Source organism: Streptomyces sp. WZ.A104 (genome assembly GCF_002382885.1).
GTDB lineage: Bacteria > Actinomycetota > Actinomycetes > Streptomycetales > Streptomycetaceae > Streptomyces.
On the sequence record NZ_NWVL01000004.1, the window covers coordinates 23,223 to 49,069 of the forward strand.

Below are 25,847 nucleotides of genomic sequence, written 5' to 3' on the forward strand. Positions count from 1 at the left end.
GGTCCCTTCGAAGGCCGCGATCAGATCGCGAGCGTGGTCAGCTCTGCGACGCGGGCGCGTAGCCGCTCCAGTTCGCCGCCCGGCGCCGCCGGCGGTTCCTGGACGTCGGCGGGCACGGCGTCCGGCGGCACGACCGTGGGGAGGATGACTTCGTCATCGCCCAGAACGATGCCCCGGTCGTTGAGCGCGGGACTGAACTTCATCAACGTCAGCCTGCTGACCGGCCCCGCGCACAGCCGTTCGATCGCCGCTGTCAGCTCGTCCGGCTGGATGAGCGGAGCCTGCGCTCCGACCACCGCGCCCCGCTCCGACTCGGTGGGTGCGTTGTTGAAGCAGTAGCCCAGGTTCAGCACCTTGCCGGCAGTGCCGTAGCGGCGTTGCACCGTCAGTGCGAACGAATCGAGGAACGTGCAGGCTGCGGCGTAGTTCGCCTGCTTGATGGCTTTGAGGTAGGAGTTGATCGAGGACAGGAACAGTGCGAAATCGAGCGAGTCACCGCCGAACACCTCCATGCACCGGACGCTCGCGTCGACCTTGCCGCGCAGCACGTCCTCGAACTGAGCCTCGCTCATCCGGGCCAGGCTCGCCCCCGAGAACACCAGGCCCGAGTGGATGACGCCGTGCACCGCGCCGAACCGTCGTACGGTCTCGTCCTTCGCCGCACGCAGGGACGCGAGGTCGGTGGCGTCGGACCGCAGGTACAGCGGCGCAGGCCCGTCCGCGCCGGTCGCCTGGGCGACAGCGGCTTCGACCCGCGCGTCCTGCGGCCTGCGTCCGAGCCACACGACCTGGGCGTGGTACCGGCGGATCAGGTACTCGCTGATGACCGTGCCAAGGGCGCCCGCCCCGCCGATGATGACGTAGGTGCCGCCCTGCCGCAGCCGGGACGACGTCGGCGAGGCCGGCTGAACAGTCATCAACCGCTGCCCGTGCCACCGGCCGTCCCGGTGGATACGCAGGTCGCCGTCCGTATCCGCGGGCAGGTCGAGCACCGCGGCGAGTGACGGCGCGGCGTAGTCCTCGACGTCCGCCACCCGCACCCGCCAGAGCGGGTACTCCTTCGCAGTCGACCCCGCGAGGCCTGCGACACCGGCGTGCGCCGGGTCGACGGCCTCGGACTCATGGACGGCGTGCGCCCGCTCAGTGATCAGGGTCAGGCCCAATGAGCGATCGCCGTACCCCGCCGCCAGAAGAGCTTTCACCGTGCGGAAGGCGTGCAGCGAGCCGCTGGACTGGCCCTCGACGACGCTCGCACCGGACCGGTCATCCACGGCGCTGGGCGCCACCCAGATCAGATGGTCGAGTTCCGGGACCGACCGGAGGGACGTCTCCAGGTCCTCGTCCGTACTCCGCGACGGGTCCGCGACCACGTGCGCGCCGGGAAAGCGCGCGGTGAGAACGTCCCGCCCCTGCCCTGGGGACGCGATGACGCCCACCGATTCGGAACTCCGCGGCCACGTCGCGGATTCCGTCCGCTGAAGGGGATCCCACACCGGCACCAACGTGGCGACGCCGTCCGCCGGGTCCGGCGTCTGCTCGGCTCGACGCCCTGCGATGCCCCGCAGACGCAGGCACACCGTGCCGTCGTCGGTCGCCAGGTCGATGTCGATCCGGTCCGCGCCGCGCACGTCCTCGGCACGACGTATCAGGGCCCACATGGTGGTCGCGCCGGGGGCGAGGACCTCGGCCGACTTGATGCTGAACACCAACCCGACCCGGTCGTCGCCGTCGAGCAATCGCATGCACTGCATCGCCGAGTCCACCAGCGCCGGGTGCGGGACGAGGCCGTCCGTCGTTCCTGACGCCGTGCCGGGCAGCCGTAGTTCGGCCAGCACCGCGTTGTCGTGGCGGTGCACCGCCACGACCCCCTGGAACGTGGGGCCGTAGACGATGCCGCGATCCCGCCACTCTGCGTAGAACCGCCGGGGGTCGAACGCGGTGGGCCGGAAATCCCGGAGCAGCGCGGGCAGATCGAGCTGCGGCTGCGCAGCCGTCGGCTCCGTGGCGGACACCTCGCCCTGGCAATGGAGTACGGGCTCGTCTCCGGCGGACTCCGTGGAGGACACCGTGAACCGGGTGACGTCACCGTCGGCGCGGAGGTCCACCCGCAGTGCTCGCGGCGGCCCCGGCACCGAGAGAGGTCGCAGGAAGACGACGTCGTGCAGGCGGACCGCGTCGCTCGGGGCCCGCCCGGCCGCTGCGGCGGCCCACCGCAGATACATGGCCCCCGGGGCGATCCCGGTTCCCCGCACCTGATGTTCACGCAGGTAGAACTCGTCGCCGGTGAGGACTCCCCCGTCGGGCCGCGGCCCGTCGTCCGCCGCCGCGCGGATCGGCAGCGCATAGCGTTCCCCCTCGAAGGGGTAGCCGGGCAGCGGGACGCGGCGGTAGCGGCTGTCTCGGAACAACTCGGCGAAATCCGGTGCCTCACCGTCGAGGAACTGCTGGGCGAGTGCCCGCAACCCGGAGTCTGCGCTCTGCGGCGGAACGTCCCGCCCGCAGAGCCAGGCAGTGCACCGGCTTTCCAGGTCCGCGATATCCCGGACCACACTCGCCCATCGATGCCGCAGGTGCCTGCGGCCGAGCAGAAGTGTGTGGCTCACGTCGCCGACATCGAGGTCCGGGTGCTCGCGGCAGTGGTGCGCGAGCCGGACCACCTGTTCGCGCAAGGCGTGCTCCGTCGCCGCCGACAGCGCGATCAACCGGGCCCCGTCCTGCCTGCTCCGCGGCGGCGGAGGCGGCTCCGATGGCTGCTCGATGACAGCGTGGGCGTTGGTTCCGCTCGCGCCGAGCGACGTGACCGCGGCGCGCCGCTTGCCGCCTTCGGGCACGGCCCACCGCCTGGGCTCCGTGTGTACGAAGAACGGGCTGCCGGCCAGCGTGACACTGGAGTTCGTCGCGGTGTGGTGGGGCAGACCGGGGATCACCTCGTGCCTCATCGCCAGCAGTGCCCTGATGACGCCGATCACACCGGCCGCGGCCTGCGCGTGGCCGATGGAGGCCTTTGTCGAGCCGAGCGAGCAGAACCGCTCGGCGTCCGTGAAGCCGCGGAACGCGCGATCGAGCGCCCGGAACTCCACCGGATCGCCGAGCTTGGTTCCGGTGCCGTGTGCCTCGACCAACCCGATCCCCGCGGGGTCGATTTCGAAGTCCTGATAGATCTGCCTGATCAGCCGTTCCTGCGAGGTCCCGTTCGGCGCGGCGATCCCGTTCGTCGTGCCGTTGTGGTTGATCCCGATTCCACGGATCACGCCGTGGATGTGGTCGCCGTCCGCCTCGGCGTCCGAGAGCCGTTTGAGGATCAGCGCACCGACTCCCTCGGCGGGCACGAATCCGTCGGCCGTCTGGTCGAACGAACGGCACCGGCCCGTCGGGGAAAGCATCCCGGCCCGCGACGCCGCCAGATACAGCCGCGGCGAGTTCTGGACGTAGACCCCGCCCGCGATCGCCGTGGTGACCTCGCCCGCCCACAGCGCCTGACACGCCAGGTGGAGGGAGACCAGCGAGCTGGAGCATGCGGTGTCGACCGCGATCGCCGGCCCGTGCAGGTCCAGGTAGTACGCGATGCGGGACGGCACGAGCGAGTTCATGTTGCCCCACAGTGCCTGGCCCGGGTAGTCGGAAGGCCCCGTCAGGTCCAGGTAGTCGCCCGCGGCGCAGCCCACGTAGATACCGCACCGGTCGCGGTCGAGCGACTCGCCCGCGTGGCCCGCGTCCTCAAGCGCCCGCCACGCTTCCTGAAGGAACAGCCGCTGCTGCGGCTCCATGTAGACGGCCTCTGCACCGGAGATCCCGAAGAAGAGCGGGTCGAACTCGTCGACGCCGTCCAGGAGACCGCCGTCGAGGCAGACGCTGCCCAGCGACGCGAGGTCCCAGCGGGACACCTTCGAGACAGCATCCCGGCCGGAGGCCAACAGGTCCCAGAACTCGTCGACGTCCCGGGCGCCCGGGAACCGGCCGCTCATGCCGACGATCGCGACGGGCTCCCGGCCACGGCCCGGCGGCCCGGATACGGCGGACGGCCCGGATACGGCGGACAACTCAGGTACGGCGGGCGCCTCGGGTACGGCGGACAGCTCAGGTACCGCGAACGTCTCCGGGGCCACGGACGGGCCGGGTACCACGGACGGCCCCGGTACCGCGGCCAGGACGGCGGCGCCTTCCTCGTCGACGATGAACCGCGTCAGCCGCCTGATCGACGGGTTCTCGAACAGCACGCTCGGATCGAGGTCAGTGCTCAGCGACTCGTTGAGCCGGTGCACCAGGGAGACGCCGGTGAGCGAGTCCAGTCCGTAGTCGGCGAAGGGCTTGTCGGCCGCGAGCTCATCCGCGGTCAGCTTCAGCGTTTCGGCGAGGATCCGCTCGACGGTCGCGCGGACGTGCTCCTCGACCGAAGCGGACCCGGCAGGCCGCGGATCCCGGCGCGGGAGGGGCGAACCGGCGCGCGCCAGCAGTACCTGCTGGCCCAGGTCGCGGGCGGGCTCCGCCAGCAGGTCGACCGTGTCGAACCCGCACTCCCGCAGCACTTCGCGCCACGAGTTCGCGGACAGCGCCGGTCCGCCCTGGATACGCCTTCCGTCCGTGAACCGCCACCACCCTTCGAGAAGCCCGAAGGTCAGATGCGACCACCAGTCGTTCCGGGCGAGTTCGTTGATTACGAGGACTCCGCCGGGCCGCAGCAGTGCTCTGGCGTGACGCACTGCCTGCACGATGTCCTTGGTGGCGTGCAGGACGTTGTTGGCGATGACGATGTCGTAGTCGCCCACCGCGAGTCCCTGTGCCCCGGGCTCCCGCTCCACGTCGAAGGTCGTGAAGGACAGATACGGCACCTGACCGGCGAACCGCCGCTCCGCGTCGATCAGGAACGCCTTCGAAACGTCCGTATAGCGGTACTCAGCGAGGTCGTGGCCCGCCAGTTGGGCGAAAACGCGCTCGCTGGTGCTGCCGGTGCCCGCTCCGATCTCCAGCAGCCGGATTCCGTCGCGACGGGCGTCCACCTCCGCGCGCACCGCACCGGCCGTCACGTCGTTGAAGTAGTCGGCCGTCGCGTTCCCCCGGTACGCCGGTTCCACCAACTCGAACGAGCCGCCCGGGAACATGACCGCCGTGGCCTTCGTCCGCCCGGACAGGATCGCGGGCAAGGCCTCGATCATGCGCTCGGTCAGGCCGGTCTTGGCCGCCAGCTCCGGATCTCCGGCATGGGCGTCCTTCCACGCACGCCAGGTGCTCCACGCCTGTTCGAGGCCTGGCGCACTCTTCCTGGGCGCCACGAACTCGCCCTCACGCACAAGTTCTCCGCGGCTCAGCAGCACGGTCACCGTATGGTCGAGCCACTGGGCGAAGGACGGTGTGATGCTCCGCCCGATCAGGTCGTGACGAACGGGCGCGTCGAAGAGCCCCGCCGCCACGAGCTGTGCGAGCACGAGCGGGCGCGAGAGGCTGTCCATCTCCTCTGTGGCGGACGTGCGACCGGAAAGGAACGTCTCGACGCTCTCCGGCCTGGCCGCGGCCACGAGCAACGATTCCGCGTCGAGCGGGTCAGTGGCCCGAGGAACCGGCACCGCCTCGGCAGCCGGCCAGTACCGTTTCGCAGCGAACGGGTACGTCGGCAGGCTCACCCGCACCGGCGGATTCGCGCCGTGGCAGGCGTGCCAGTCGACGTCGATGCCGTTGACCCACAGGGGCGCGATCTTGTCCCACTCCCCGTGTTCGAGCCACCCGGCGACCAGGTCTCGCAGCTCCCCGGGGCGATCGAAGAGGCCGAGCAGCATGTCCTCAGGCCGTCGGGCCGTACCTTCGAACACCGTTCCGCGCGCCCCGCGCCCGACGTAGTCCTGAAGGGTTGCGATCAGCCCGTCGACGTCGTTCGCGACGAAGACCACTCGTTCGGCCATCGCCCGCCGCCCGACCTGCAGCGTGTAGGCGAGCGACGCCAGATCGCCGTGCGCGTCCCGGTATCCCGGCAGGAACTCCAGGAGCTGCCGCGCGAGGACGCCGAGCCGCTCCCCGTCACGGGCCGAGAGGATCACCGCTTGGGAGCCGGGGAGTCCGGCGGACCGCGCACCGGTCGGCGCCTGTTCCAGTACCGCGTGCACGTTGGTGCCGCCGATCCCGAAAGAGCTCAGTCCCGCCCGCGCGGGCTCCTCGCCGTCCAGCGGCAGATTCCGGTCGGCCACGAAGAACGGCGAATCGTCCCAGTCGATCTCCGAGCTCGACACGTCGCAGTGCAGGGTCCGCGGAACCTGCCCGTGCTGCAGGGCCAGGGCCACCTTGATGAGTCCGGCGATCCCCGCGGCCGCGTCCAGGTGGCCGATGTTGCTCTTGACCGAGCCGATGCCGCAGTACTGGCTGCGTGCCGTGTAGTGGCGGTACGCCTCGGTCAGAGCCGCTACCTCGATGGGATCGCCGAGCCTCGTGCCCGTGCCGTGCGCTTCGACGTAGCTGATCGTCGACGGGTCCGTGCCCGCCTTGTCCAGCGCCTTGCGGATCACCTCGGCCTGGCCGCGCACACCGGGCGCGTAGAACCCTGCTTTGTCGCCGCCGTCGTTGTTCACCGCGATGCCGCGGATCAGGCAGTAGATGTGATCGCCGGCCGCGATCGCCTCGCTGGCGCGCTTGAGGACGACCACACCGACGCCTTCACCGCCGGACATTCCGTCGGCGCCGTCGGCGAACGCGCGGCTGCGCCCGTCGCTGGAGAAGTTCAGGCCCGGCTGGTGCACGTATCCCAGTTCCCCTGCGGAGAACAGGCTGGCCGCGCCGACGATCGCCTGGTCGGCATCGCCGGTCAGGAGTCCCTGGCAGGCGACGTGCACCGCGCTCAGCGCCGAGGAGCAGTTGGTGCTCACCGCCATGCTGGGGCCGCGCAGGCCCAGCTTCGTGGAGATCATCGTGGGCACCGTGCCGCCTTGGGCGAACAGCCACGCGGCGTAGGTCTCGGAGCTCGCCAGGACCCGCGGGCCCGTCGCGTTCGCCATCAGAGCCGGGAGCAGGGCCTGGTAGAAGTTCGTGCTCGTGGACGTGGTGACGCTGGTCTCGGGAACGTCCTCCGGGCGGTAACCGGCGTCCTCCAACGCCTGCCACGCGTGCTGCAACAGCAGGCGTGCCTGTGGGTCCATGAACTCGGCGTCGCGGGGGGAGATGTCGAAGAACGCCGCGTCGAACTCCGCCCTGCCGTCCACGACCGACCGCTGCGGCACGTATCCGGGTCGGGTGATCATCTCCTCCGGCACTCCGAGCGTGCGCAGTTCCTCGACCGACCATGACGTGCCGCCGCTGTGTCCTTCCACGAGCGCGGACCAGAATGCGCGGTGGTCCACGGCTCCCGGGAACCGGCAGGAGATGCCGATCACCGCGATCGAATCATCGAGCGAGGCGTCGTCGGCCGCCGGAGTGGCATGGCGGGGATCAGGTCGCTGCTCGGCCTCGGCGGGCTGGGCCGCGGGTGCCTGCCCGGCAGGCAGCAGCCCCGTCAGGTGTCGGGCCATCGTGGCGACGGACGGGTGGGCGAAAACGCTGGTGGGTCGCAACGAGCAGCCGAACTCGCGGTTGATCTGCTCCACCGCTTCGATGGCCGCGAAGGAGTCTCCGCCGATGTCGAAGAAGCCTGCGGCACGATCGATATCACGCGTGCCGAGCACCCCTTCGAAGATCCCGCGCACGGTCCGCTCGATGTCGAGCGCGGCCACCGGGCTGTCGCCGGCCGGGAGCGGCACCGTCCCGGCGGCCTCGGTCAGCTTCGCCCGGTCGACCTTGCCGTGTGCCGTGAGCGGGAAGGCGTCCAGGGCCACGAATGCGGCGGGCAGCATGTAGGCGGGGAGGGTCCTGGCGAGTTCCGCGCGCAGCAGTGCGGCGTCGACCGGCGCGTCCCCGTTCCCGGTGTAGTAGGCCGTGAGCCTGTCCGACAGGCCGGCATGCTCAAGCAGGACGACGCTTCGGCCGATCTCCGGGCGGGCGTTGAGAACCGCCTCGATCTCACCGGGTTCGATGCGGTGGCCGCGCAGTTTGACCTGGTTGTCCATCCGGCCCAGGACGACGATCTCGCCATTGGGCAGTCGGCGCGCGCTGTCGCCGGTCCGGTACAGCCGTCCGGGCGCGAACGGGTTGTCCAGGAAGCGCTCGGCCGTCAACTCCGGCTTCCGGTGGTAGCCCAGGGCGACCCCGTCGCCTGCGATGTGAAGCTCGCCGGTTACGCCCACAGGCAGGGGACTCAGGTTCTGGTCGAGAACGTAGAGCCGGGTGTTCGCGATGGGGCTGCCGATGGTCACCGGCTCCTCACGGCGCAGCCGCTTGGCCGCTGACCAGATGGTCGTCTCCGTGGGCCCGTACAGGTTCCAGGCCTCGCCGCGCGCCACGAGTTGGTCCTTCAGGCCGTCGGGCAGCGCCTCGCCGCCACACAACACCTTGACGCCCTCGGTGTTCTGCCACCCGACGCGCACCAGCATGGCCCAGGTCGCCGGAGTGGCCTGCATGATGGTGGGCCGCCAGTCGGCGACCTTCTCGGCCAGCAAGGTGGCATCGGCGGCCGTGGCCGATTCACAGACGCAGACCTGCCCGCCGGTGATCAGCGGGAGGTAGAGCTCCAGGGCGGCGATGTCGAAGCTGTGCGTGGTGACGGCCAACAGCCGATCGTTGGACGCCACTCCCAGCGTGTGCGCCATGGCCAGCAGGAAATTGGTCAGCGCCGCGTGCGGAACTACGACGCCCTTGGGCTTCCCCGTGCTGCCGGAGGTGTAGATGATGTAGGCGGCTTGGGGTGTCGAGGCCGACGAGTCCGGCGCAGCGGCGGTCCTCTCCCCCGCCGTTGCCCATGCCTGGGGGACCTGATCATCCTGGCGGTCTGTCGGGTACAGTCCCGTCTTCGGCGTCGCCACGGCCGCCAGCCTGTCCATCACCGCCTCATGGCAGATGACGAGTTGCGCGCCGCTGTCCTCGACCATGTAGGAGAGGCGTTCGGTCGGCAGTCGGTCGTCCAGGGGCAGGTACACCGCGCCGAGCCTCATGACGGCGAGGAGGGCCACGACGAGGTCGAGTGACCGTTCGTAGCAGACCCCTACGACGTCCCCGGGGCCGATGCCTTGACGTGTCAGCGCCTGTGCCAGCGCCGAGCTGCGGTCCGCGAGTTCGCGATAGGTGAGAGTCCTCTCCCCGCAGGTGGCCGCCGGGGCATCCGGGTTCGCCTCTGCCTGCTCCGCGAAGAGATCCCAGCACGTGCGATGCGTGGGAAAGTCGACCTCGGTCCGGTTCCATGCCTCGATGACGAGGCGCCGTTCCTCGTCGCCGAGCAGGTTCAGCCTGCCTGTCGGCGACCGCCCGTCCGAGTCGAGGATGCTGTCCACCAGGGTGGCGAAGTGTTCTGCCATGCCCGAGACGGCGTCGGCCGAGAAGGCGTCGGGGTGGTACTTCCAGTTCACCAGGAACCCGTCACCGGGAGCCACGTCCACCGTGAGGTCGTACTCACCCAGCTGGTACAGCCCGTCGACGAGCTCGAAGTCCGTCTCGCCGGTGACGCGGGCCCGCTCGCCCAGGTATCCGGAGAGAGCGGAATCCTGATAGTTGTACACGATCTGATAGAGAGGCGACCGCGGATTCGCGCCCCGAGCACCGAGATCGCCCACGATCCGGTGGAACGGGTAGGTTCCGTGCTCAAGTACTTCGAGCACCGTGGACTGTACGCGCCGGGCGAACGAGGTGAACTCCTCGGAGGCGTCCGGCCTGCTCCGGACGGGTAACGTGTTGACGAAGCAGCCGACGATCGGGTCGAAGTGCTCCGTCGGGCGCCCGGCCACCGGCATCCCGATGACGAGGTCCTCGCTTCCGGTGTACCGGTGCAGCAAAGTCAGGAAGGCCGCCAGGAAGAAGGTCCCCGGGCTGATCTCGTGTGAAGCGGTGAAGGCCGCGATGGCGGCGGCCTGCTCTTCCGGCAGGCGGCTGGTGTACACCTCGCCCACATGAGGCGCGTCCGGCAGCAGAGCCACCTGTGAGGGTAACCCTGTGAGGACGTCCGCGCCGGCGAGCTCCCGCAGCCAGAATTCGCGGTCCTCCTCGGCGCGTTCGCCGGTGAGTGCGTCCCGCTCCCACGCGACGAACTCACCGAACGAGGCGGAGCCCACCTCGATCGGCACGTCCCGCCCCTCGACCCGCGCCCGGTACGAGCTGAACAGCGTGTCGATGACGAGACGCCCCGACACTCCATCGATCACGAGGTGATGAACGACCAGCAGAACGTACGCCTCGGACGCGGAGCGACGCAGGACAGCCAGCCTGGTCAAGGGATCACCGGCCAGGTCGAACGGCCGCCTCGCCCTTTCCTTCAGAAAGTCCAGCACTCCACCGGACGGCACATCGGAGATGTCCACATACTCGACCGAGAAACCGTCCGCATCTCCGTGGGACAGACGCGGCCCGTCATCCGTCTCGCGCACCGCGGCCGAGAGAAGTGGATGCCGGGACAGCGTGTCGCGGAATGCGGCCTGAAGCGCCGCGACATCCACGTCCGCACACGAGAAGCACACGGGAACGTTGTACGCATACGTCTCCGGCTCCAGCTTGGCAAGTGCCCACAGGCCGCGCTGCCCCTCGGACAAGGGAATGTCCGCATGTCTGCCGAGCTCGGCCAGTACCCCCGTCGTCGATATCTCGCCGTCGGCATACATGCGGGCGATCGCGCGAAGGCTCATGACGGACTCCTTCCTGCCACGCCGCCCAGACATGACGCTGCGGCAGAAGATCGCGAGCGAGGGGAAGGACTCTGCCCGAGTCCGCGCGGAGCGGGCTTCCCGTTGTCGCCCCGCTCCCGCTCGCTCCACTCCCGCTCGCGCACCCCGCCGACCACGACCGTTCCCTGATCATCGTGGTCGGACATCGCTTCCCTGTACCAGGCCGCGTCCCCGAGTGGCTCCCGCAGAGGCACCGGCTCCGGGTTCCGGGTGCCGAAGATCGATTGGTGCAGTGATTCGACGTACAGCACCTCGGCCGGATCCCACGCGTGGGTGTCGAACGACTCGGGACGGTCTGACCGCTTCGGCGCGTTCACCAGCGCGTCGGCCAGGTCGTGGGACCAGCCGTGGTGGGTACAGGTGCGATCGCGGATCGAGCCAAGATCGGCGCGGCACACCAGGGTGCCGCGGTGAGGGCACGAGTCGAGGCAGGCACGGATCCGGGCGAACACGCGGCCCCGCTCCCGTCGGTAGAGTTCCGCATCGGTGAACGCGCCACGGTCCACCGGTCCGCCCTCGGCGTCGCCGAACCCCGGGAGGTCGGTCGAACGCGACATCTCGGCCGGGCGCTTGAGGCCTGCGCGCGGCGGCGAACAGCAGGCGCCCACGGATGTGCCGTCGGTGTCATGACAATCAGTATGTCCCGCAGACCGTTGCACGTTCACACGTTTGTTCCACTGTGGGGTACATCACTTATATGTTTCGGTCAGCGTGGAGTGCGTGGTGCGTGCCGCCGCCGCGAGTCAGCGTCTGACCGGTCCACTTGCGTCCTGTCTCATTCGAGCTGTCAGCGGCTGGGGCTCCGGCCCGTGAGGTTGCCGGTGGTTTGAGGATGTCGGCGGGCGTCGCTCTCAGGCGAGTCGGCTTCGACGGAAGCGGCGTTCTCGCAGCGAGCTCGTCAGCCCGTCCGGGCGGCGAGCTGTCTCACGATCCGACCGACATGTCATGGCCGGTTTGCCGGGCGATGCTGTCTGGTGCTCGGGTCAGGGTGAGCGGCCGCCACGCTCAAGGAGTCCGAATCATGACCGTTCACCCTGATGTAGAGGCTTTGCTCAGGATTGTTCCCACAGGGCACCGGGGCGAAGAGCGAGTGGACTGGACGGCCGCGGAGGCCGCGGGGAACCGGCTGCAACGCCAACGAGCCGGCCTGGCTCATGACCGACTCGGACCCGGACAACTGGCCTGTGGTGGCATGGCGGCGCCAGGTCTCCTACGGAGAGTCCCGGTGGGCGATCTTCGACTGCGGCATGGTCAGGTTCCTGACGCGCATGATGCTCGCGGAGTTCGACGAATGCCCGCTCGGTGACGCGTCACTCTGGGGGCACCCCGGAGCCTTCGTCAGCTGGCGTGAAGAGTCTTCCTCGCGGCGCTGTGAGCTGCGCGAATCGGACGCGCGACACGCCCGGCCCGCCTCTATCAGCAAGCCCTCTCCTTGTCGGAAACCAGTGGGGTGCACTGGCGGTACACACCACTGGTGCGTAGTATGCGTACATGCCTCTGCCTCGATTTGATCGCCTTCCCGCCGAACGCCAGGAACTGATCCTTGGCGTGGCGCGCCGCCATTTCGCCGACCACGGCGTCGAGGGCGCCTCCTACAACAAGATCATCGAGGCCGCGGGGTTCTCGAAGACCGCGGCCTACCACTACTTCGACGGTCGGGAGGACCTGCTATCCGCCGTACTCGACGGCGTGCTCGGGCGACTGCTCGGCGCCCTTGGCCCCTGGGTTGCGGCGCATGAGGAGACGGCGTTCTGGTCCCGCCTCGACGCGAGCTCCGGCGCACTCGCCGCTCATCTGCGGGACCACCCCGACGACCTGGCGCTCGCCGACGCGGCCATCGGAAACACGCGTGAGGGGCCGTGGCTGGAGTGGTTCGACGACCTGGTCTCGAACGGCCAGAGGCTGGGCGTCATCCGTACCGACGTGGACCACGGATTGCTGGTGACGGTGACGGCGGCGGTCGTTCGGGCCGCCGACGCGTGGGCACTCGCACGCATGAACTCGTCGCCCACGCCCGCAGACCTGGTGGAAGGCGATGAGAGCGCGCAGTTGTGGGGGCTGCTGCGCGGACTGTGGAGCGAGACCTCGTCAGTCTTCGGCGAGGGGTTCACCGATGCGCACTGACCTGAAGATCGTCTGGGACGTACCCGCGACCCCGCCCGGGCTCGCAGGCCGTGTGGAGCGGTTCATGGGTCCGGGCAAGTCACGTTCCGAGTCGGCGGTGGAGATCGCCGGCATCGTCGGCTGCGGCCTGCTCCTGGCCGTCGGGGTGTGGGCCTCGGGAGTCTGGCACGAGTTGTCGGGAGTGCAGTTGGTCGTGGTGGGGCTGGCGGGACTGGATCTCATCGGCGGAGTGCTCACCAACGCGACCAACGCGGCGAAACGCTGGTATCACCGCCGGGCTTCCGGGGCCAGGCGGGCGCGGTTGCTGTTCGTCGCCGCGCACCTGATCCACCTCATGGCCATGGGGTTTGTCGTCCTGTCGGGTGACTGGCGCTGGACGCTGGCCAACGCCGCGCTGCTGTTCGCCGGGGCGGCCATCGTGGAGTTCGCGCCGCTGCACCTCAAGCGCCCTGTCTCGATGGCGGCCCTGATGGCCGCCGTTTTGGTCAATCTGTTCTGGCTGGAGGTCCCGGCCGCACTCGGTTGGTTCGCACCGCTGTTCTTCCTGAAGCTGCTCGTCTGCCATCTCGTCCCGGAAGCGCCGCTGGAGAGGAGGCACCATGCCTGAGGCCGCCCGGAAGTGGAGGATCGTATCGAACCCGGATCCCGCCGCCTGCGCCCGCACCCTGGCCGCCGCCTTCGCCTCGGAGCCCGCCGTCTCGTGGATCTGCGGCTCCTCGGAGACCGTACGGACCCACTGGTTCGAAGCCACCCTGCGGGCCCACGCCACTCTCCCCGGTGCCCGCCGGTACATGCTCACGACTCCGGGCGGGCAGCCGGTCGGCTCTGCGGTCCTCACGCCGTCAGGAGCGGTGCCCGGGGCGTCAGACCGTGCGGTCTGGGCGGCGCGGACAGGCATCCGGTGCGGCCCGCCCGCGTTGTGGAGGACGTTGCGCTACCTGCGCCACAGTGAAGCCTCGGCCCCGGCAGACGCGTGGACGCTGGAGTTCATCGGGGTCCGGCCCGACGTTGCGGGACGTGGCGCCGGACGGTTCCTCCTGGACCATGTGCTCGCGGCCACGGAGGCCCCCGCGGGCTTCTTCCTGACTACGGCCGATCCCGCGAATTTGTCCTACTACCGTCGTTTCGGTTTCACCGATCTGCATTGGACGGCGCTGGGGCGGCTGGGCATCACGGCGATGGCGAGACCGGGCATTACCTGACCGATCAGCACCCTCATGCCCGTCCTACTCGATCCCGTGGGAGCAATGGTGCTCACGGTCGTGTCGCTTCCACCCACGACGGCGTCGGCCGGCGCCGTACGGGCGAGTGCGAGACCCAGCGCGGTCCCCGTGGACAAGGCGATCTTGTTCAGTAGCACGAACCTCCTCCTCGGGTGAACGAATGTGGTGCCGCCCCTCGTGTGCCGACCGCCGGCTTGAGGAGGCCGCCACCATCGTCGCGTTCAGCCTCGGAGCGGGCTTCCTCGGCGACGCCTGCGGACTGCGCTCGGTGTCCCTGTGGTTTCTCGTCGGACTCGTGATCGTCAACGGCGCCTTCCTCACCCTTGCTCCACCGCACCTGCGGCACCGACGTGGCCCGCGTCCAGTAATCCCCCAAGAACCGGCGACAGGCGGCTCCCTCCGGCAGACCGGAACCGCGCGCAGGCATCCCGTGCTGAAGTGGCGCTTCAACACGGATCGGACCAGATATCCATGGGGACGGTACTCACGCTGCGGCCGGCAGGGTCGAGGACGCGGCCCATGCGCTTGACGAAGCGCAGAGAAACCGCCTGGTAGCACCTTCAACTGAGGCAGTGCGCGGGTGAGAGGGGATTCCAGGCCGCGGATGCCGGAAAGGGAGGGGAGCCAGACACTGATGAGCAGATTCGTATTGCCCCCAGCGAGGCCGATGCGCGCCCGCATTTCGGGGACGGCGGCCAGCAGACTGGTCAGCGCGTCGCGATCGTCGAGGTGGGCCTGGGCCCGGATGGTGGTGGAGATCGGCCGGCCGCACAGAGGCTGGGCGACTTCCGCGGGTCGAGGGCGCGCAGCCGCCAGTCGGTGGCGTGCGTGAAGACGTGGGTGCCGAGCTGGGTGCGGGTGGCGCTGATTCCGGTGAGTGCTGCGAGGCGCCATCTGCTCTGCGGAGCTGACCCGAACCAGCAGGGGCTGTCGCCTACGCCGGGTACGGCTTCGAGGACCAAGCCCGTCAACCGCCTCCCCGTAGTCGACTCCGATGGCCTGTTGGAGGGAGTGGTCAGCCGAGGCGACTCGCTCAAGATCTTCCTCAGACAGGATGAGGGCCTCCTCGCCTACTTCAGAAGTGAGGTGCTCGGCCCGGCCTCACCACCGTCGGCCCTCTTCACCACAGTCAAAAAGGGCGTGGTCACTCTGAAGGGCTCTCCGGCAGACCGTTCCATGGTGACGCTCCTGGCCAACGCCGTTCGAGCGGTCGAAGGAGTGGTGAACGTACGGATGGATCTTGGGCAGCCGCATTCCCTCAGTGGCGGTGACCTTGATGGGCCGGTCCACCGCATGCCCTCGGACCCACACTCCTGGGACAATATCCAGTGGGGGCGCAACAGACGCATCCGACAGCAAGGACCGCAGATGGGTGATACACCGACTGACACCGACACTGCCGTGACGCGCATTTTTCTGCTGGACGACCACGAGGTCGTTCGCCGCGGGATACGGGACCTGCTGGAGGCCGAGCAGGATCTCGTCGTCGTCGGCGAGGCATCGACGGCTGATCAAGCCCTGGCCCGCGGACCGGCGCTGCGACCCGACGTAGCGGTGCTCGACGTCAGGCTGCCGGACGGTAACGGCATCACTGTGTGCCGGGAACTGCGATCACGCATGCCCGACCTCGCCTGCCTGATACTCACCTCGTTCGACGACGAGGACGCCCTTCTCGACGCCATCATGGCGGGCGCGGCCGGATACGTGCTCAAGCAGATCAACGGTTCGGACCTGGTATCGGCCGTACGGACCGTGGCATCAGGTCGGTCGATGCTCGACCCGTCGACCACGGCCCGGCTCATGCGGTCCCTGCGCGAGGCGGAGGCCGATTCGCCGCCGGAGGACGAGAGGCTCGCGGTCCTCTCCGAGCGCGAGCGTTCCGTTCTCGACCTCATCGGCGAGGGACTGACCAACCGGCAGATCGCCAAGCGGCTCTATCTGTCGGAGAAGACAGTGAAGAACCACATTTCCCGTCTGCTCGGGAAACTCGGGGTCGAACGCCGGGTGCAGGCAGCTGTCATTGCGGCCGAGGTCCGGGAGCATCAGCAGCACGAGCGGTGAGTGCGCTCACTTCGAGATCCGGTCAGGTGCGGCCGGGGCAATAGGTACCCGCCATTCCAGCACTGTGCCTCTCCGCGGACGCGGCTTCGCGCGGAGGGACAGAGTGCCTCCCAGCCGCTCGGCCGCTTCCGGGTGCTCCACCAAGGGACGGGCGCTCTGCAGCGTCATTCCGGTGGCGAACAGCCGTTGAATGGCCAAGTCGTGCAGATCTCGGGCGATCCGCTCACGATCGGCCAGCAGGCTCATCCGCTCGGAGTCGCTGCGGTGGTCGGCCAGTTCGAGCGCCAGGGCTGCCTGCCCGGCGAATCCGGGCAACGCGGTGATCTCCGCGCTCACGAACGCCGCCCTGTTCCGGACGCGCACGAGGATCATGACTCCGCTCAGCCGTTCCTTGGTCCCCAGCGTGACAGCCACTGCGGGTCCGAAACCCTCCCACCGCTCGCGCTGCACCTGCACCCGTGGGTCGCTGCTGACATCCGCCACCGTGACCAGGCCGTCTTCAGCGAGCGCTACTGCGGCAAGCGTGCCCCGACTGCTCGCGAGGACCACGCCCCGATGGCACTCGGCCCTCTCCCCGAGAGCCAGCGAGCCGGTCATCTCCCCGTCCGTGCCGATGAGGTAGAAGACCCCAAGGTCCGCCCCCGCTATGTCGACAGCCTGTTCCAGCATGTCTTCGAGAACTTCCGACTCGGCCTCACCGGAGAGCAAGGCACGGGTGAGGTCGGAACTGGCGGCGAGCCATCGCTCTCTGATCCGTCTCTCTTCGTAGAGGCGGGCGTTCTCGATGGCTATCCCGGCTGCGACGGCCAGGGTCGAGACTACGGCTTCGTCCTCCGCGTCGAAATCATCCGCCCCCCGCTTCTCCGTGAGATACAGATTGCCGAACACTTCGTCGCGCACGCGGATGGGCACTCCCAGGAAGGAGTGCATCGGCGGATGGTGGGGCGAGAATCCCGCCGAGGCCGGATGGCCGGAGAGCTCGGGCAACCTCAGAGGTTCCGGATGTCTGATCAGCTCGCCCAGGAGTCCGTGTCCTGTGGGGAGGCCGCCGATCTGTTGCCGCGTCTCCTCGTCGATGCCGGTCGGAAGGAACTCGGCGAGTTTCTGGTCGCTGCCCACCACTCCGAGGGCTCCGTATTCGGCATCGACGAGGGAGACCGCGGATTCGACGATGTCGCGCAGCACCTGGGGCAGGGCGAGTTCCCGCCCCACCGACATGACAGCATCGAGCAGGCCGTTCAACCGGTCCCGGGCCCCCGGACCTGGTCGATGTGCACCTGAAGCTCGTCGAGCAGCTCGTCGAGTCTCAGCCGCGGGAGCCGGTGATCGTCGTTACCGACACCGCCCATGGGGTACCTCCGACGGTCGCGAGAGCGACTCACGCGCGTGAACCCGATGCGGTTCCAATCTGACGCTCGGACTCGATCGCTTCATGTCGGGCATGGCCGGCTCCGCGCTCGTGGAGGTGACGAGGATTCCCGGAACGGAAGGTGGCACGTGCGAGTCTGGCCGCAAGGAATCCGGCCGGGGCGCAGGCAGTGGCCAGACCGGCGGCCCTCCACCCCAAGGGCTCGGTGTCCAGTACGGCGCCCAGCGGCGGGAAGTAGAGAGCAGCCGCCGCCAGGAGGGCGGAGGCCAGGACGGAGACCAGGAGGAACGGGTTGTCCAACGTCATCGGCCGATCCCGGAGGCCGAGGACCACTCCCAGCTGGGCGGCGAGAAGGGCGAGGAAGAGCACGCTCTGCCACGGCGCGTCCCATGCCTGAGCTATCAGTCCGGCAGTGAGACTGACCACTGTGACGACAGCTGCTGTCAGCAGCAGCTGCTGCCAGGCACCCCCTCCCAGAATGTGCTGGTCCGCGCGACGCGGGGGGCGATGCATCACACCTGGGGAAGCCGGCTCCGCTCCCATGGCCACGCCGGTCAGCCCGTGGGTCAGGAGGTTGATCCAGAGGATCTGTCCGGCACGCAGGGGCAGGGGGAGGCCCAGGAGCGGGCCGATCAGCATGACGAGAATCTCCGCCGCACCGCCCGCCATACCGTAGACGAGGAAGCGCCGGATGTTGTCGAAGACCCTGCGTCCCTCTTCGATCGCGGCAACCACGGTCGACAGTTCGTCGTCCGTGAGCACCAGGTCCGCCGCTTGGCGGGCGACTTCGGTGCCCCGGCCGCCCATGGCGATGCCGATGTCGGCTTGGTGGAGTGCCGGGCCGTCGTTCACGCCGTCGCCGGTCATCGCGGTGATCGCGCCGCGGGCGCGCCAGGCAGCCACGATGTCGAGCTTCTGTTGCGGATCGGTCCTGGCGAACACCCGTACCGCCGTGAGGTCGGGAACGCGTCCCGCGGCCACGTCCTTTCCGGTGACGACGTGGTCGGCGGTGGCGTTCGGCCCGAGCAGTTCGACGCGGTCGGCCACGGCGCTCGCTGTGGCGGGATGGTCACCGGTGACGAGTATCGGTGTGATGCCCGCGGCCCTGCACGAGGCCAGCGTGGCAGCCGCGTGTGGTTTCGGCGGGTCACTCAGTGCCACAAGGCCCAGCAGCCTCAGGTGTGACTCCCCGGCTGTGACCGGCCGGGGCGACTCCTGACGCAGGCCCGATGCGACAGCCAGCACGCGATAGCCGCCCGCCGCGAACCGTGCCGCTTCAGCGCGAGCGAGACGTAGCGTCTCCGGGGATTCGGTGAGGACCGTCGCAGCAAGGACGGCCTCGGGAGCGCCCTTCAGGCATACCAGAACGCCGCCGGAAGGCACCGCGTGGATGGTGGTCATCCTCCTGCGGAGGCTGTCGAACGGTGCTTCTGCGATCCTGGGGTGGGTGGATGCCAGCTCCGTGAGGTCCGGGCACCCCACCTTGATGGCTGCCGTGAGGAGAGCGCCCTCCATGGGGTCGCCGATGGCCTCCCAGCGGCTGTCGGGTGACGCAGAAGGCGGGGGCCGTAGGGCGGCGTCGTTGCACAGGGCCGTCGCTGTGAGCACTTCCTGTACCTCATGCCGTTCCACGGGGCCCACAGGCCGTCCTTCGGTCAGGACGGCCCCCTCCGGTTCGTAGCCGACCCCGTGGAGTTCGACGGTGGTCAGGGGTGTCCAGACGTGCTGCACGACCATGCGCCCCTCGGTCAGCGTGCCGGTCTTGTCGGTGGCGAGCACGGATACCGAGCCGAGTGTCTCCACCGCGGGCAGCCGGCGCACCAGCGCATGGCGGGCTGCCATACGCCGGGCACCGAGAGCCAGGGCAAGGGTGACGACGGCGGGAAGTGACTCCGGCACCGCGGCAACAGCGAGGCTGATGGCGGTCACTGCCATGGTTCCCAGGGGCAGCCCCCGTACGAGTCCCTGCGCGAGAACCAGGGCACACAGGACCAGCGTCACAGCCGCGAGCACACGTCCCAGGGAGGCGAGACGCAGCTGAAGAGGCGTGGGCCGACGACGGTCGTCGAGAAGGGCGGCGATGCGGCCGAGGGCGGCGGCTCTCCCGGTGGCGGTGACGGTCGCGACCCCCCTGCCACGGACGACCACCGTTCCGGCGTGCAGCGACGTGGCCGCGTCCTTGTCCACGGGAACGGACTCTCCGGTGAGCATGGATTCGTCGACCAACAGCGCAGCCGCTTCGTCGATCGCGGCGTCGGCAGCGACGATATCCCCCTCCGCCAGCAACAGAACATCTCCGGGCACGACGGTGGCGGCCGGGACGTCGTGGTCCGTTCCTTCTCTGCGGACCCGGGCGTGTGGCGCGGAGAGCGCCGACAGAGCCGCAACGGCGTTGTCGGCTCTTATCTCCTGAGCGACACCCACGGTGGTGTTGACCACGATGACGAGTCCGATGACCACGGAATCGGCGTGATCTCCGATCGCCAGGGTGAGGGCGACGGCTGCGATCAGCACCATCATCAGCGGGTCGCCGAGCTGTGAGAGCACTCTCGAGTACAGCGGGCGCGCCCTTCGGACGGCGACTTCGTTTCGTCCCGCCTCGGCAAGTCGACGGGTAGCCTCGTCCTGGGTGAGTCCCGGCATCCGGCGGTGAAGGCCGACACCTGTTTCACCTTCCGCGGGAGACATCACGATCGGCTTACAGGGCGGGGACCGTGATGACGGGACAGCGGGCCCGGTGCAGGTGTCGCGAGCCCAGCACCACCATGCGCACCTGGAGGGACAGGAGCGCCGGTTGCCCCTCTGGAAAGCCGTCGAGGAACGAACCGGTGATCCTTGTTCCGGGCCATCGTGCGTGCGCCCACGGGATCGCGGCTTCCCGGGCTCGTCGGCCGTCCCGCTCGAGTCTCCGGTGGTGCGGGCCGTCGTCGACGTGCTGGGTGTCGTGCCGGGGAGGGACGGAGAGTGCGAGGCGGAGGTGAAGCGCACGGAGGCGAGCCTCGCCGGCACCCCAGGCGACGGCCGGGTGCCAGTCACCGCGAGGGTCGACACCCACCACGATCTCCTGGCGGTTCTCTGCGCTGTGCATAGCGTGCTCCGATGCTCGTCTCCCCGGCAACGGGTGCGGCCGGAGCCTCCCTGGAGGGATGCTCTGCGCACCGAGTGCGGTGGCGCTGTTCCAGGCTGGCACTCGGCCTGGTCCGTGAAAGGGGCCGCAGGGGGCAAGCCTGGGCCCAAAGGGCCTATGTCCGCAGTCGCCCCAGGCGGGGTCACGCAGTTGGAGCCGGTCGGTCTGTGGATGGGACCGTTCGGCCCCTGCGCCTGGTACGGGCGGTGTCGGAGAGTGGTATCGGAAGCGCTCCGCACAGTGGGGAGAAGTGGAGGCGCGGCAGGATGCGGCATCTCCGGACAGGTGACCTGATGACAGACGAAGTGGTCACGGTCGAGTGCTCGACGCCATCAGCGGAGGTGGCCGGGCTGCTCGCCCGGCATGCAATCAACGGCGTCCCTGTGGTGGATGAAGACGATCACGTCGTGGGGATGGTTTCGGCGAGTGATCTGCTCAGTCGGCGGGCCCCCACAGTCGGCGGAGTCATGTCGTCTCCGGCTGTCACCGTCTACGCCGAGCAGACAGTGGCAGAGGCAGCCCGGCTCATGACCCGGCAAGGCTGCGAGCGGCTCCCCGTCATCGATGACGAGGAGCGCTTGGTCGGCATGGTGACCCGACGTGACCTCCTGGGCTTCTTTATCCGTCCTGACGCCGAGGTGGAGCTCCGGATCCGGCACGACGTACTCAGCGGTGTCCTGCGCGTTCAGGCCGACGCCGTCCAGGTCCACGTGCTCGACGGTGTTGTCGTCCTGGCCGGCCGGCTGCCGCATCGGAGCCTCATCCGTGCCGCCCTCGCACTCACCTCTCGAACGGAAGGAGTCGTCGCCTTCGTGAACCGCATGTCAGTACAGACAGACGACTCGTCTTCGCAGAAGAAGCCGGACGCTAGTTCACGGCCCACCTCAAATGCACTCCCCGGCGACAGTTCTCCGGCGAACGCGTGTGAAGGCGATGGCCGACAGGAGACAGGAAGACCATGCTGACGATCGAACAACGCATCACCTCAGTTGTCCCTTCGCTCGTCGAGGAGGCCGTGGCCGCGCCGTCCATGCACAACGCGCAACCCTGGAAGTTCGTCCACCGCTCCGGAACGCGCCTCCTCTCGCTGTACGGCGATCCGGACCGCGCGCTGCCCGTCGGCGACCCGGACAACCGTGGTCTGCACATCGGATGCGGGGCGGCGCTGCTGAACCTACGAGTGGCTGCCGCACACCGTGGCTGGAACACCGTTGCCCATCTCCTGCCCGACCGTCGCGACCCATGGCGTCTCGCCGACATCATGCTGGAGGAGTCCGAAACCACGGATCATCTGCTCGCGGACCTGCACCCTGCCGTGCGGCTCCGGCACACCAGCCGCTGCCCGTTCTCGGACGAGTCGATTCCTCGCGAGATCCTGGACGAGTTGAGCGCGGCCGCGCTCCTGGAAGGGGCGCGGCTGATCGTTCCCGGAGCCTGGCACGCCGGCGCCGTCCTGGACCTGGTGCACGACGCGGAACTCTACGAATCCGCCAACGACGCCATGAGGGCCGAAATCGTCACCTGGACCCGCACGGGCAAGGCCGGAGAGGGCCCGGATACCGAGGGCGTCCCCTCGTTCGCTTTCGGTCCGCGTCAGCACGGAGTGACCGCCCCTGTGCGCGACTTCGACGTGCCGCGAGGCTCACGGGACCGGGCGTCCGCCACCTTCGAGGAGCGGCCGCAGATCGCCTTGTTGGGGACGGAGGCAGACCTTGCCGAGGACTGGCTCAGGGCGGGACAGGCCATGGAGCGCGTGCTCCTTCAGGCCACTCTCGACGGACTCGCGACCTCCGTGATCTCGCAGCCTCTGGAATGGCCTGAGCTTCGGCACCTCACACGTGACCCGAACTCCAAGATGGGCTTCGTACAGATAATCCTTCGGCTCGGATACGGACCGGCGGGCCCGGCCACGCCCAGGCGACCGGTCATGGAGGCCTTGGACATCGCCTGACACCAGCGCACCGTCCTGGGGCACCTTGCGGCTGTCTCTTCGCTCCCTCACTACCTGGATGCCCGCGTAGGCAGGCGAAACCAGTGTTCCCTCCCCGGAGGCACAGTGACGCTTCTGCCCTCCGGAAGCAGCACCACGAGTGAGCCCTGCGGCGAGGGCGGCACACTGACGCCGATACGTCCCGGGAGCAACCGGAGCCGCACCCCGTTGTGGCCCCGGAAGCACAGAGTGAAGGAGAAGCGAGGTATTTCTCTGAGTGCCACGGGATCGATGCGCAGGCCCTGCTCCCCGGGTTCCAGCCCGGTGATGCCTCGCGCGACCAGATCAAGTGTTCCCGCCATGGCGCCCAAGTGGATGCCCTCACCGGTCGTGCCGCCCTGGATGTCGGCCACATCGCTGAGGAGTGCCTCCTCCACGTACTTCCAGGCGTCCGGGCCCTTCTGCCGTGCGAGCACCCAGCCGTGCACCAGGCTGCTGAGTGTCGATCCGTGACTGGTGCGCGGAAGGTAGTAGGCGACAGTCCGGCTCCAGATCTCGTCGTCGATCCGGTAGCCGAGGCGGCCGAAAAGAGCGGTGAGTTCGGCGGGCCGGAAGAGATGTCCGAGCATGAGAGCATCGGCTTGCTTGGACGCCTGGTAGTTGTTGACCGAGTCGCCCTCCGCCTCCAGGATCCGGTCCAGCCTGCGGATGTCGGGGTAGAGGCGCCGATAGCGCTCCCAGTCGAGTTCCTCAAGGTCCCCGTAGCCCTCGAACTGGCTCAGCACGCCGTGATGAAAGGGCATGTACAGACGGCGGGAGACATCGTCCCAGCGCGCGTGCTCCTGCGTGTCGATCGCCAGTCGCTCCGCGAGCTCCTCGCGCCTGGGGCCGGGCAGTGCGTCGAAGACCTCCAGGGCCCGTGACAGGACCCATGCGGCCATCGCGTTGGTGTAGGCGTTGTCGTCGATGCCTGGCCTGTCCGCCCCCGGATAGGCGTCGTGGTACTCGTCCGGACCGACGACCCCCCGCAGCCGGTACCGGCCGCGGCCGGGGTCGAAGGCCGCCGCGCTCGCCCAGTACCGGGCCACCTCCAGCAGGATGTCCGCTCCGGCCGAGTGGAGGAACCCCGGATCACCCGCTGCCTGTGCGTACCGCCAGGCATTGAATGCCACTGCGGATCCCACATGGCGCTGGAGGTGGGAATGGTCCGGCAGCCACCGACCGGAAGCGGGGTTGAGATGCATCGCCTGGGTCTCCTCGCGACCGGAACCGGCACTCTGCCACGGATACATGGCTCCACGCGCCCCGGTACGCCGTGCGGCAGCTCGGGCCGCGGGCAACCGTCGATGCCGGTACATCAGCATCGCTCGGGCCACTTCGGGGAAATGGAGAGTGAGATACGGCAGGACGAACAGTTCGTCCCAGAAGACATGGCCCCGGTATGCCTCTCCGTGCAGCCCCCGGGCAGGCACCCCGACGTCGAGCTCCGCGGTGTGCGGTGACAGCGTCTGCAGCAGATGGAACAGGTGCAGGCGCAGTATGTGCCCGCTCCGCCCGGGCACGTCCAGCTCAGCCTGGTTCCACATGCGTCGCCAGGCAGACCTGTGCGAACGGAGCAGTCGGCCGAAGACCGGGGCGTGGGCGAGGCTCTCCAGGGCTGCGGCGAGCGGGTCACCGGCGGGGCGGTCGAGGGAGGTGTGCAGGGCGACCGTCTTGGCAACCGTCACCGAGTTTCCGGGGGAAACCGGGAGAACGAACCGCTGCACGGCAGCCCGCGCGGCGTGAACGTATTCGGCAGGTCGTGCTGGGCTGGAGGTCGTGCGGACGGCGAGAGCGAGGAGGACCGCCGATTGGACGGTCCGGCAGGTGAGCCAGGCGACTCCCCCGGGCTCCGCTCCTTTGCGATGCGCCGTGAGGTGCTGTCCGTCGAGGTCGCCGTATCGCCGCACTCCGGCATTGGTGACGGTGCCGTCGAGAATCGACTCGACCTCGATTCGGCCGCTCCAGCCGTAGGCTCTGAACGCGCTGCGTTGAGCGGCGAGCCAGGGGTTTCCCATATGGACGAACCGCTGGTGGGCGACGCGCAGACCGCGTCCTGCTGCGTCTCGGTAGAGCAGGCGGCGGGTGAGGACTCCGGCTCGTAGGTCCAGATGGGTGGTGGAGCGTCTCAGATCGGCGGAGTCGGGCGTGAGCCACTCCCCGGGTGGTCCGTCTTCGGGCAGGCAGCGGTAGCGCAGCAGGGTCCAGTTCGGGAGGTTGACCAGGTCTTCGTTCTCGACCGTCCGCCCGGCGACGGTGGAGGTGAGCCGGTTGTAGCAGCCCGCCATGTAGGTGCCCGGGTAATGCGCGTCGTCCGCCGCGCATTCCGGAGCGCTGCCTCGCGTGGCGAACCTGCCGTTGCCGACGGTACAGAGGGACTCGACCAGCCGTTCCGTGTGCGGATCGTACGCTGAGTAGTTCCAGCTCCAGGCGTCGTTCACGGCCTCTCCGTCCATACCTTCACCTCGTCGAGGAGAGCGGCAAGGCCGTGCATCACCAGATCCGCGCCCCTGGTGTGCAACGCGGCCGACCTGTCGGCGTCCGCCGTCCGGTCCAGCCCGACAACGAGCCCGAAGCCTCCACGACGGGCCGCCGCAACCCCGGCCTCCGCGTCCTCGACGACCGCTGCTTGCGCCGGGCCCAGTCCCAGCCGGGAAACGGCCTCCAGGAACAGCGCGGGGTTCGGCTTGCCGGGAAGCCCGAGCCGTGCCAGGTCCCTGCCGTCGACCACGGTGTCGAAGAGGCCCAGAATCCCTGCCGCTTCCAGCAGGACACCGGCATGCCGTGACGCGGAGGCCGCGGCACACCGAATTCGCTTTGCGCGAAGGGACCGCAGTGCGGGGGCCACATCGTCGAATACGGGGACGGTCCGGGTCGAGAGCATGTGGGTGAAGGCCTGTTCCTTGCGGGTGGCGACCGCCCAGATGCTGGTGCAGCCGGGCGGGTCGTCCGATGCGCCCAGTGGCAGCACGATGCCGCGGTCCTGCAGGAAGGCGCGGGCTCCGTCAAGCCGTGCTTTGCCGTCCACGAGGCGTCGGTACTCCGCGTTCGCGTCGAAGGGAGGCTGCCGCGGGTCGCCGGGCCTCAGCTTCTCGATGCAGTGGTCGAACGCGACTTTCCAGGCAGCGGCGTGAAGGGACGCGGAATCGAGCAGTACACCGTCGGTGTCGAAGACGACGCCGCATGTGCCGGGCGTGACACCGGCTCCGGTCCCTGTGCCCGCCTGCTCGGAGGGAGACACCGGCCAGGTGTGAAC

12 protein-coding genes and 1 pseudogene are annotated in these 25,847 nt (G+C 69.0%); 6 read left to right on the forward strand and 7 right to left on the reverse strand.

What is annotated here, in order from left to right:
* Positions 1-20: 20 nt before the first annotated feature.
* Both CIB93_RS02960 and CIB93_RS02965 read right to left on the reverse strand, forming a co-directional pair.
* On the reverse strand, positions 21-10,679 hold the full coding sequence (locus CIB93_RS02960) for a non-ribosomal peptide synthetase (RefSeq protein WP_096623747.1): 10,659 nt from the start codon (positions 10,677-10,679) through the stop codon (positions 21-23).
* Positions 10,676-11,383 carry a Rieske 2Fe-2S domain-containing protein gene (locus CIB93_RS02965; RefSeq protein WP_218839750.1) on the reverse strand — a complete coding sequence of 236 codons (708 nt, stop codon included), beginning with the start codon at positions 11,381-11,383 and terminating at the stop codon, positions 10,676-10,678. The genes CIB93_RS02960 and CIB93_RS02965 overlap by 4 nt, the downstream gene beginning before the upstream one ends.
* Before the next feature lie 826 nt (positions 11,384-12,209).
* Here CIB93_RS02965 and CIB93_RS02970 point away from each other — a divergent pair.
* From CIB93_RS02970 to CIB93_RS02985, 4 genes are all read left to right on the forward strand, one after another.
* The gene (locus tag CIB93_RS02970) at positions 12,210-12,842 is read left to right on the forward strand and encodes a TetR/AcrR family transcriptional regulator (protein ID WP_096623749.1); all 633 of its coding nucleotides are present in this window, start codon (positions 12,210-12,212) and stop codon (positions 12,840-12,842) included.
* Positions 12,832-13,449: a hypothetical protein gene (locus CIB93_RS02975; RefSeq protein ID WP_096623751.1), complete on the forward strand. Its 618-nt coding sequence runs from the start codon at positions 12,832-12,834 to the stop codon at positions 13,447-13,449. Before CIB93_RS02970 ends, CIB93_RS02975 begins: the two co-directional genes overlap by 11 nt.
* Positions 13,442-14,044: a GNAT family N-acetyltransferase gene (locus tag CIB93_RS02980; protein WP_096623753.1), complete on the forward strand. Its 603-nt coding sequence runs from the start codon at positions 13,442-13,444 to the stop codon at positions 14,042-14,044. The genes CIB93_RS02975 and CIB93_RS02980 overlap by 8 nt, the downstream gene beginning before the upstream one ends.
* A gap of 1,389 nt (positions 14,045-15,433) precedes the next feature.
* Positions 15,434-16,126, forward strand: a complete 693-nt coding sequence (locus tag CIB93_RS02985) for a response regulator transcription factor (RefSeq protein WP_096623755.1) — start codon at positions 15,434-15,436, stop codon at positions 16,124-16,126.
* A gap of 111 nt (positions 16,127-16,237) precedes the next feature.
* On the opposite strand, the pseudogene CIB93_RS02990 reads toward CIB93_RS02985, so the two are convergent.
* The 3 genes and pseudogenes from CIB93_RS02990 to CIB93_RS03000 form a co-directional block, all read right to left on the reverse strand.
* A pseudogene (locus tag CIB93_RS02990) lies at positions 16,238-17,475 on the reverse strand (GAF domain-containing protein); the annotation flags it as partial.
* A gap of 29 nt (positions 17,476-17,504) precedes the next feature.
* Complete coding sequence (locus CIB93_RS02995; RefSeq protein WP_306454799.1) at positions 17,505-20,183, reverse strand: cation-translocating P-type ATPase; 2,679 nt, start codon at positions 20,181-20,183, stop codon at positions 17,505-17,507.
* Positions 20,184-20,193: 10 nt separating this feature from the next.
* A complete protein-coding gene (locus tag CIB93_RS03000; protein ID WP_179499935.1) occupies positions 20,194-20,583 on the reverse strand; it encodes a hypothetical protein in 390 nt (129 codons plus the stop codon).
* 332 nt (positions 20,584-20,915) lie between these two features.
* Here CIB93_RS03000 and CIB93_RS03005 point away from each other — a divergent pair, with 332 nt between their 5' ends.
* Both CIB93_RS03005 and CIB93_RS03010 read left to right on the forward strand, forming a co-directional pair.
* Positions 20,916-21,587 carry a CBS domain-containing protein gene (locus CIB93_RS03005; RefSeq protein ID WP_179499936.1) on the forward strand — a complete coding sequence of 224 codons (672 nt, stop codon included), beginning with the start codon at positions 20,916-20,918 and terminating at the stop codon, positions 21,585-21,587.
* Positions 21,581-22,573 carry a nitroreductase family protein gene (locus CIB93_RS03010; RefSeq protein WP_096623761.1) on the forward strand — a complete coding sequence of 331 codons (993 nt, stop codon included), beginning with the start codon at positions 21,581-21,583 and terminating at the stop codon, positions 22,571-22,573. Before CIB93_RS03005 ends, CIB93_RS03010 begins: the two co-directional genes overlap by 7 nt.
* A 50-nt stretch (positions 22,574-22,623) precedes the next feature.
* On the opposite strand, the gene CIB93_RS03015 is transcribed toward CIB93_RS03010, so the two are convergent.
* Both CIB93_RS03015 and CIB93_RS03020 read right to left on the reverse strand, forming a co-directional pair.
* A complete protein-coding gene (locus tag CIB93_RS03015) occupies positions 22,624-25,047 on the reverse strand; it encodes a glycoside hydrolase family 65 protein (protein ID WP_257001985.1) in 2,424 nt (807 codons plus the stop codon).
* Complete coding sequence (locus CIB93_RS03020) at positions 25,029-25,832, reverse strand: HAD family phosphatase (protein WP_257001986.1); 804 nt, start codon at positions 25,830-25,832, stop codon at positions 25,029-25,031. Before CIB93_RS03020 ends, CIB93_RS03015 begins: the two co-directional genes overlap by 19 nt.
* Positions 25,833-25,847 lie beyond the last annotated feature (15 nt).

Excerpts from the sequence above, each read along its gene's own strand:
- CIB93_RS02960 (WP_096623747.1), bottom strand. The coding sequence starts at position 10,679 with ATGAGCCTTCGCGCGATCGCCCGCATGTATGCCGACGGCGAGATATCG.
- CIB93_RS02970 (WP_096623749.1), top strand. The coding sequence starts at position 12,210 with ATGCCTCTGCCTCGATTTGATCGCCTTCCCGCCGAACGCCAGGAACTG.
- CIB93_RS03015 (WP_257001985.1), bottom strand. The coding sequence starts at position 25,047 with ATGGACGGAGAGGCCGTGAACGACGCCTGGAGCTGGAACTACTCAGCG.
- CIB93_RS02980 (WP_096623753.1), top strand. The coding sequence starts at position 13,442 with ATGCCTGAGGCCGCCCGGAAGTGGAGGATCGTATCGAACCCGGATCCC.
- CIB93_RS03010 (WP_096623761.1), top strand. The coding sequence starts at position 21,581 with ATGCTGACGATCGAACAACGCATCACCTCAGTTGTCCCTTCGCTCGTC.
- CIB93_RS03005 (WP_179499936.1), top strand. The coding sequence starts at position 20,916 with ATGACAGACGAAGTGGTCACGGTCGAGTGCTCGACGCCATCAGCGGAG.
- CIB93_RS02995 (WP_306454799.1), bottom strand. The coding sequence starts at position 20,183 with ATGTCTCCCGCGGAAGGTGAAACAGGTGTCGGCCTTCACCGCCGGATG.
- CIB93_RS03000 (WP_179499935.1), bottom strand. The coding sequence starts at position 20,583 with ATGCACAGCGCAGAGAACCGCCAGGAGATCGTGGTGGGTGTCGACCCT.
- CIB93_RS02975 (WP_096623751.1), top strand. The coding sequence starts at position 12,832 with ATGCGCACTGACCTGAAGATCGTCTGGGACGTACCCGCGACCCCGCCC.
- CIB93_RS02985 (WP_096623755.1), top strand. The coding sequence starts at position 15,434 with ATGGGTGATACACCGACTGACACCGACACTGCCGTGACGCGCATTTTT.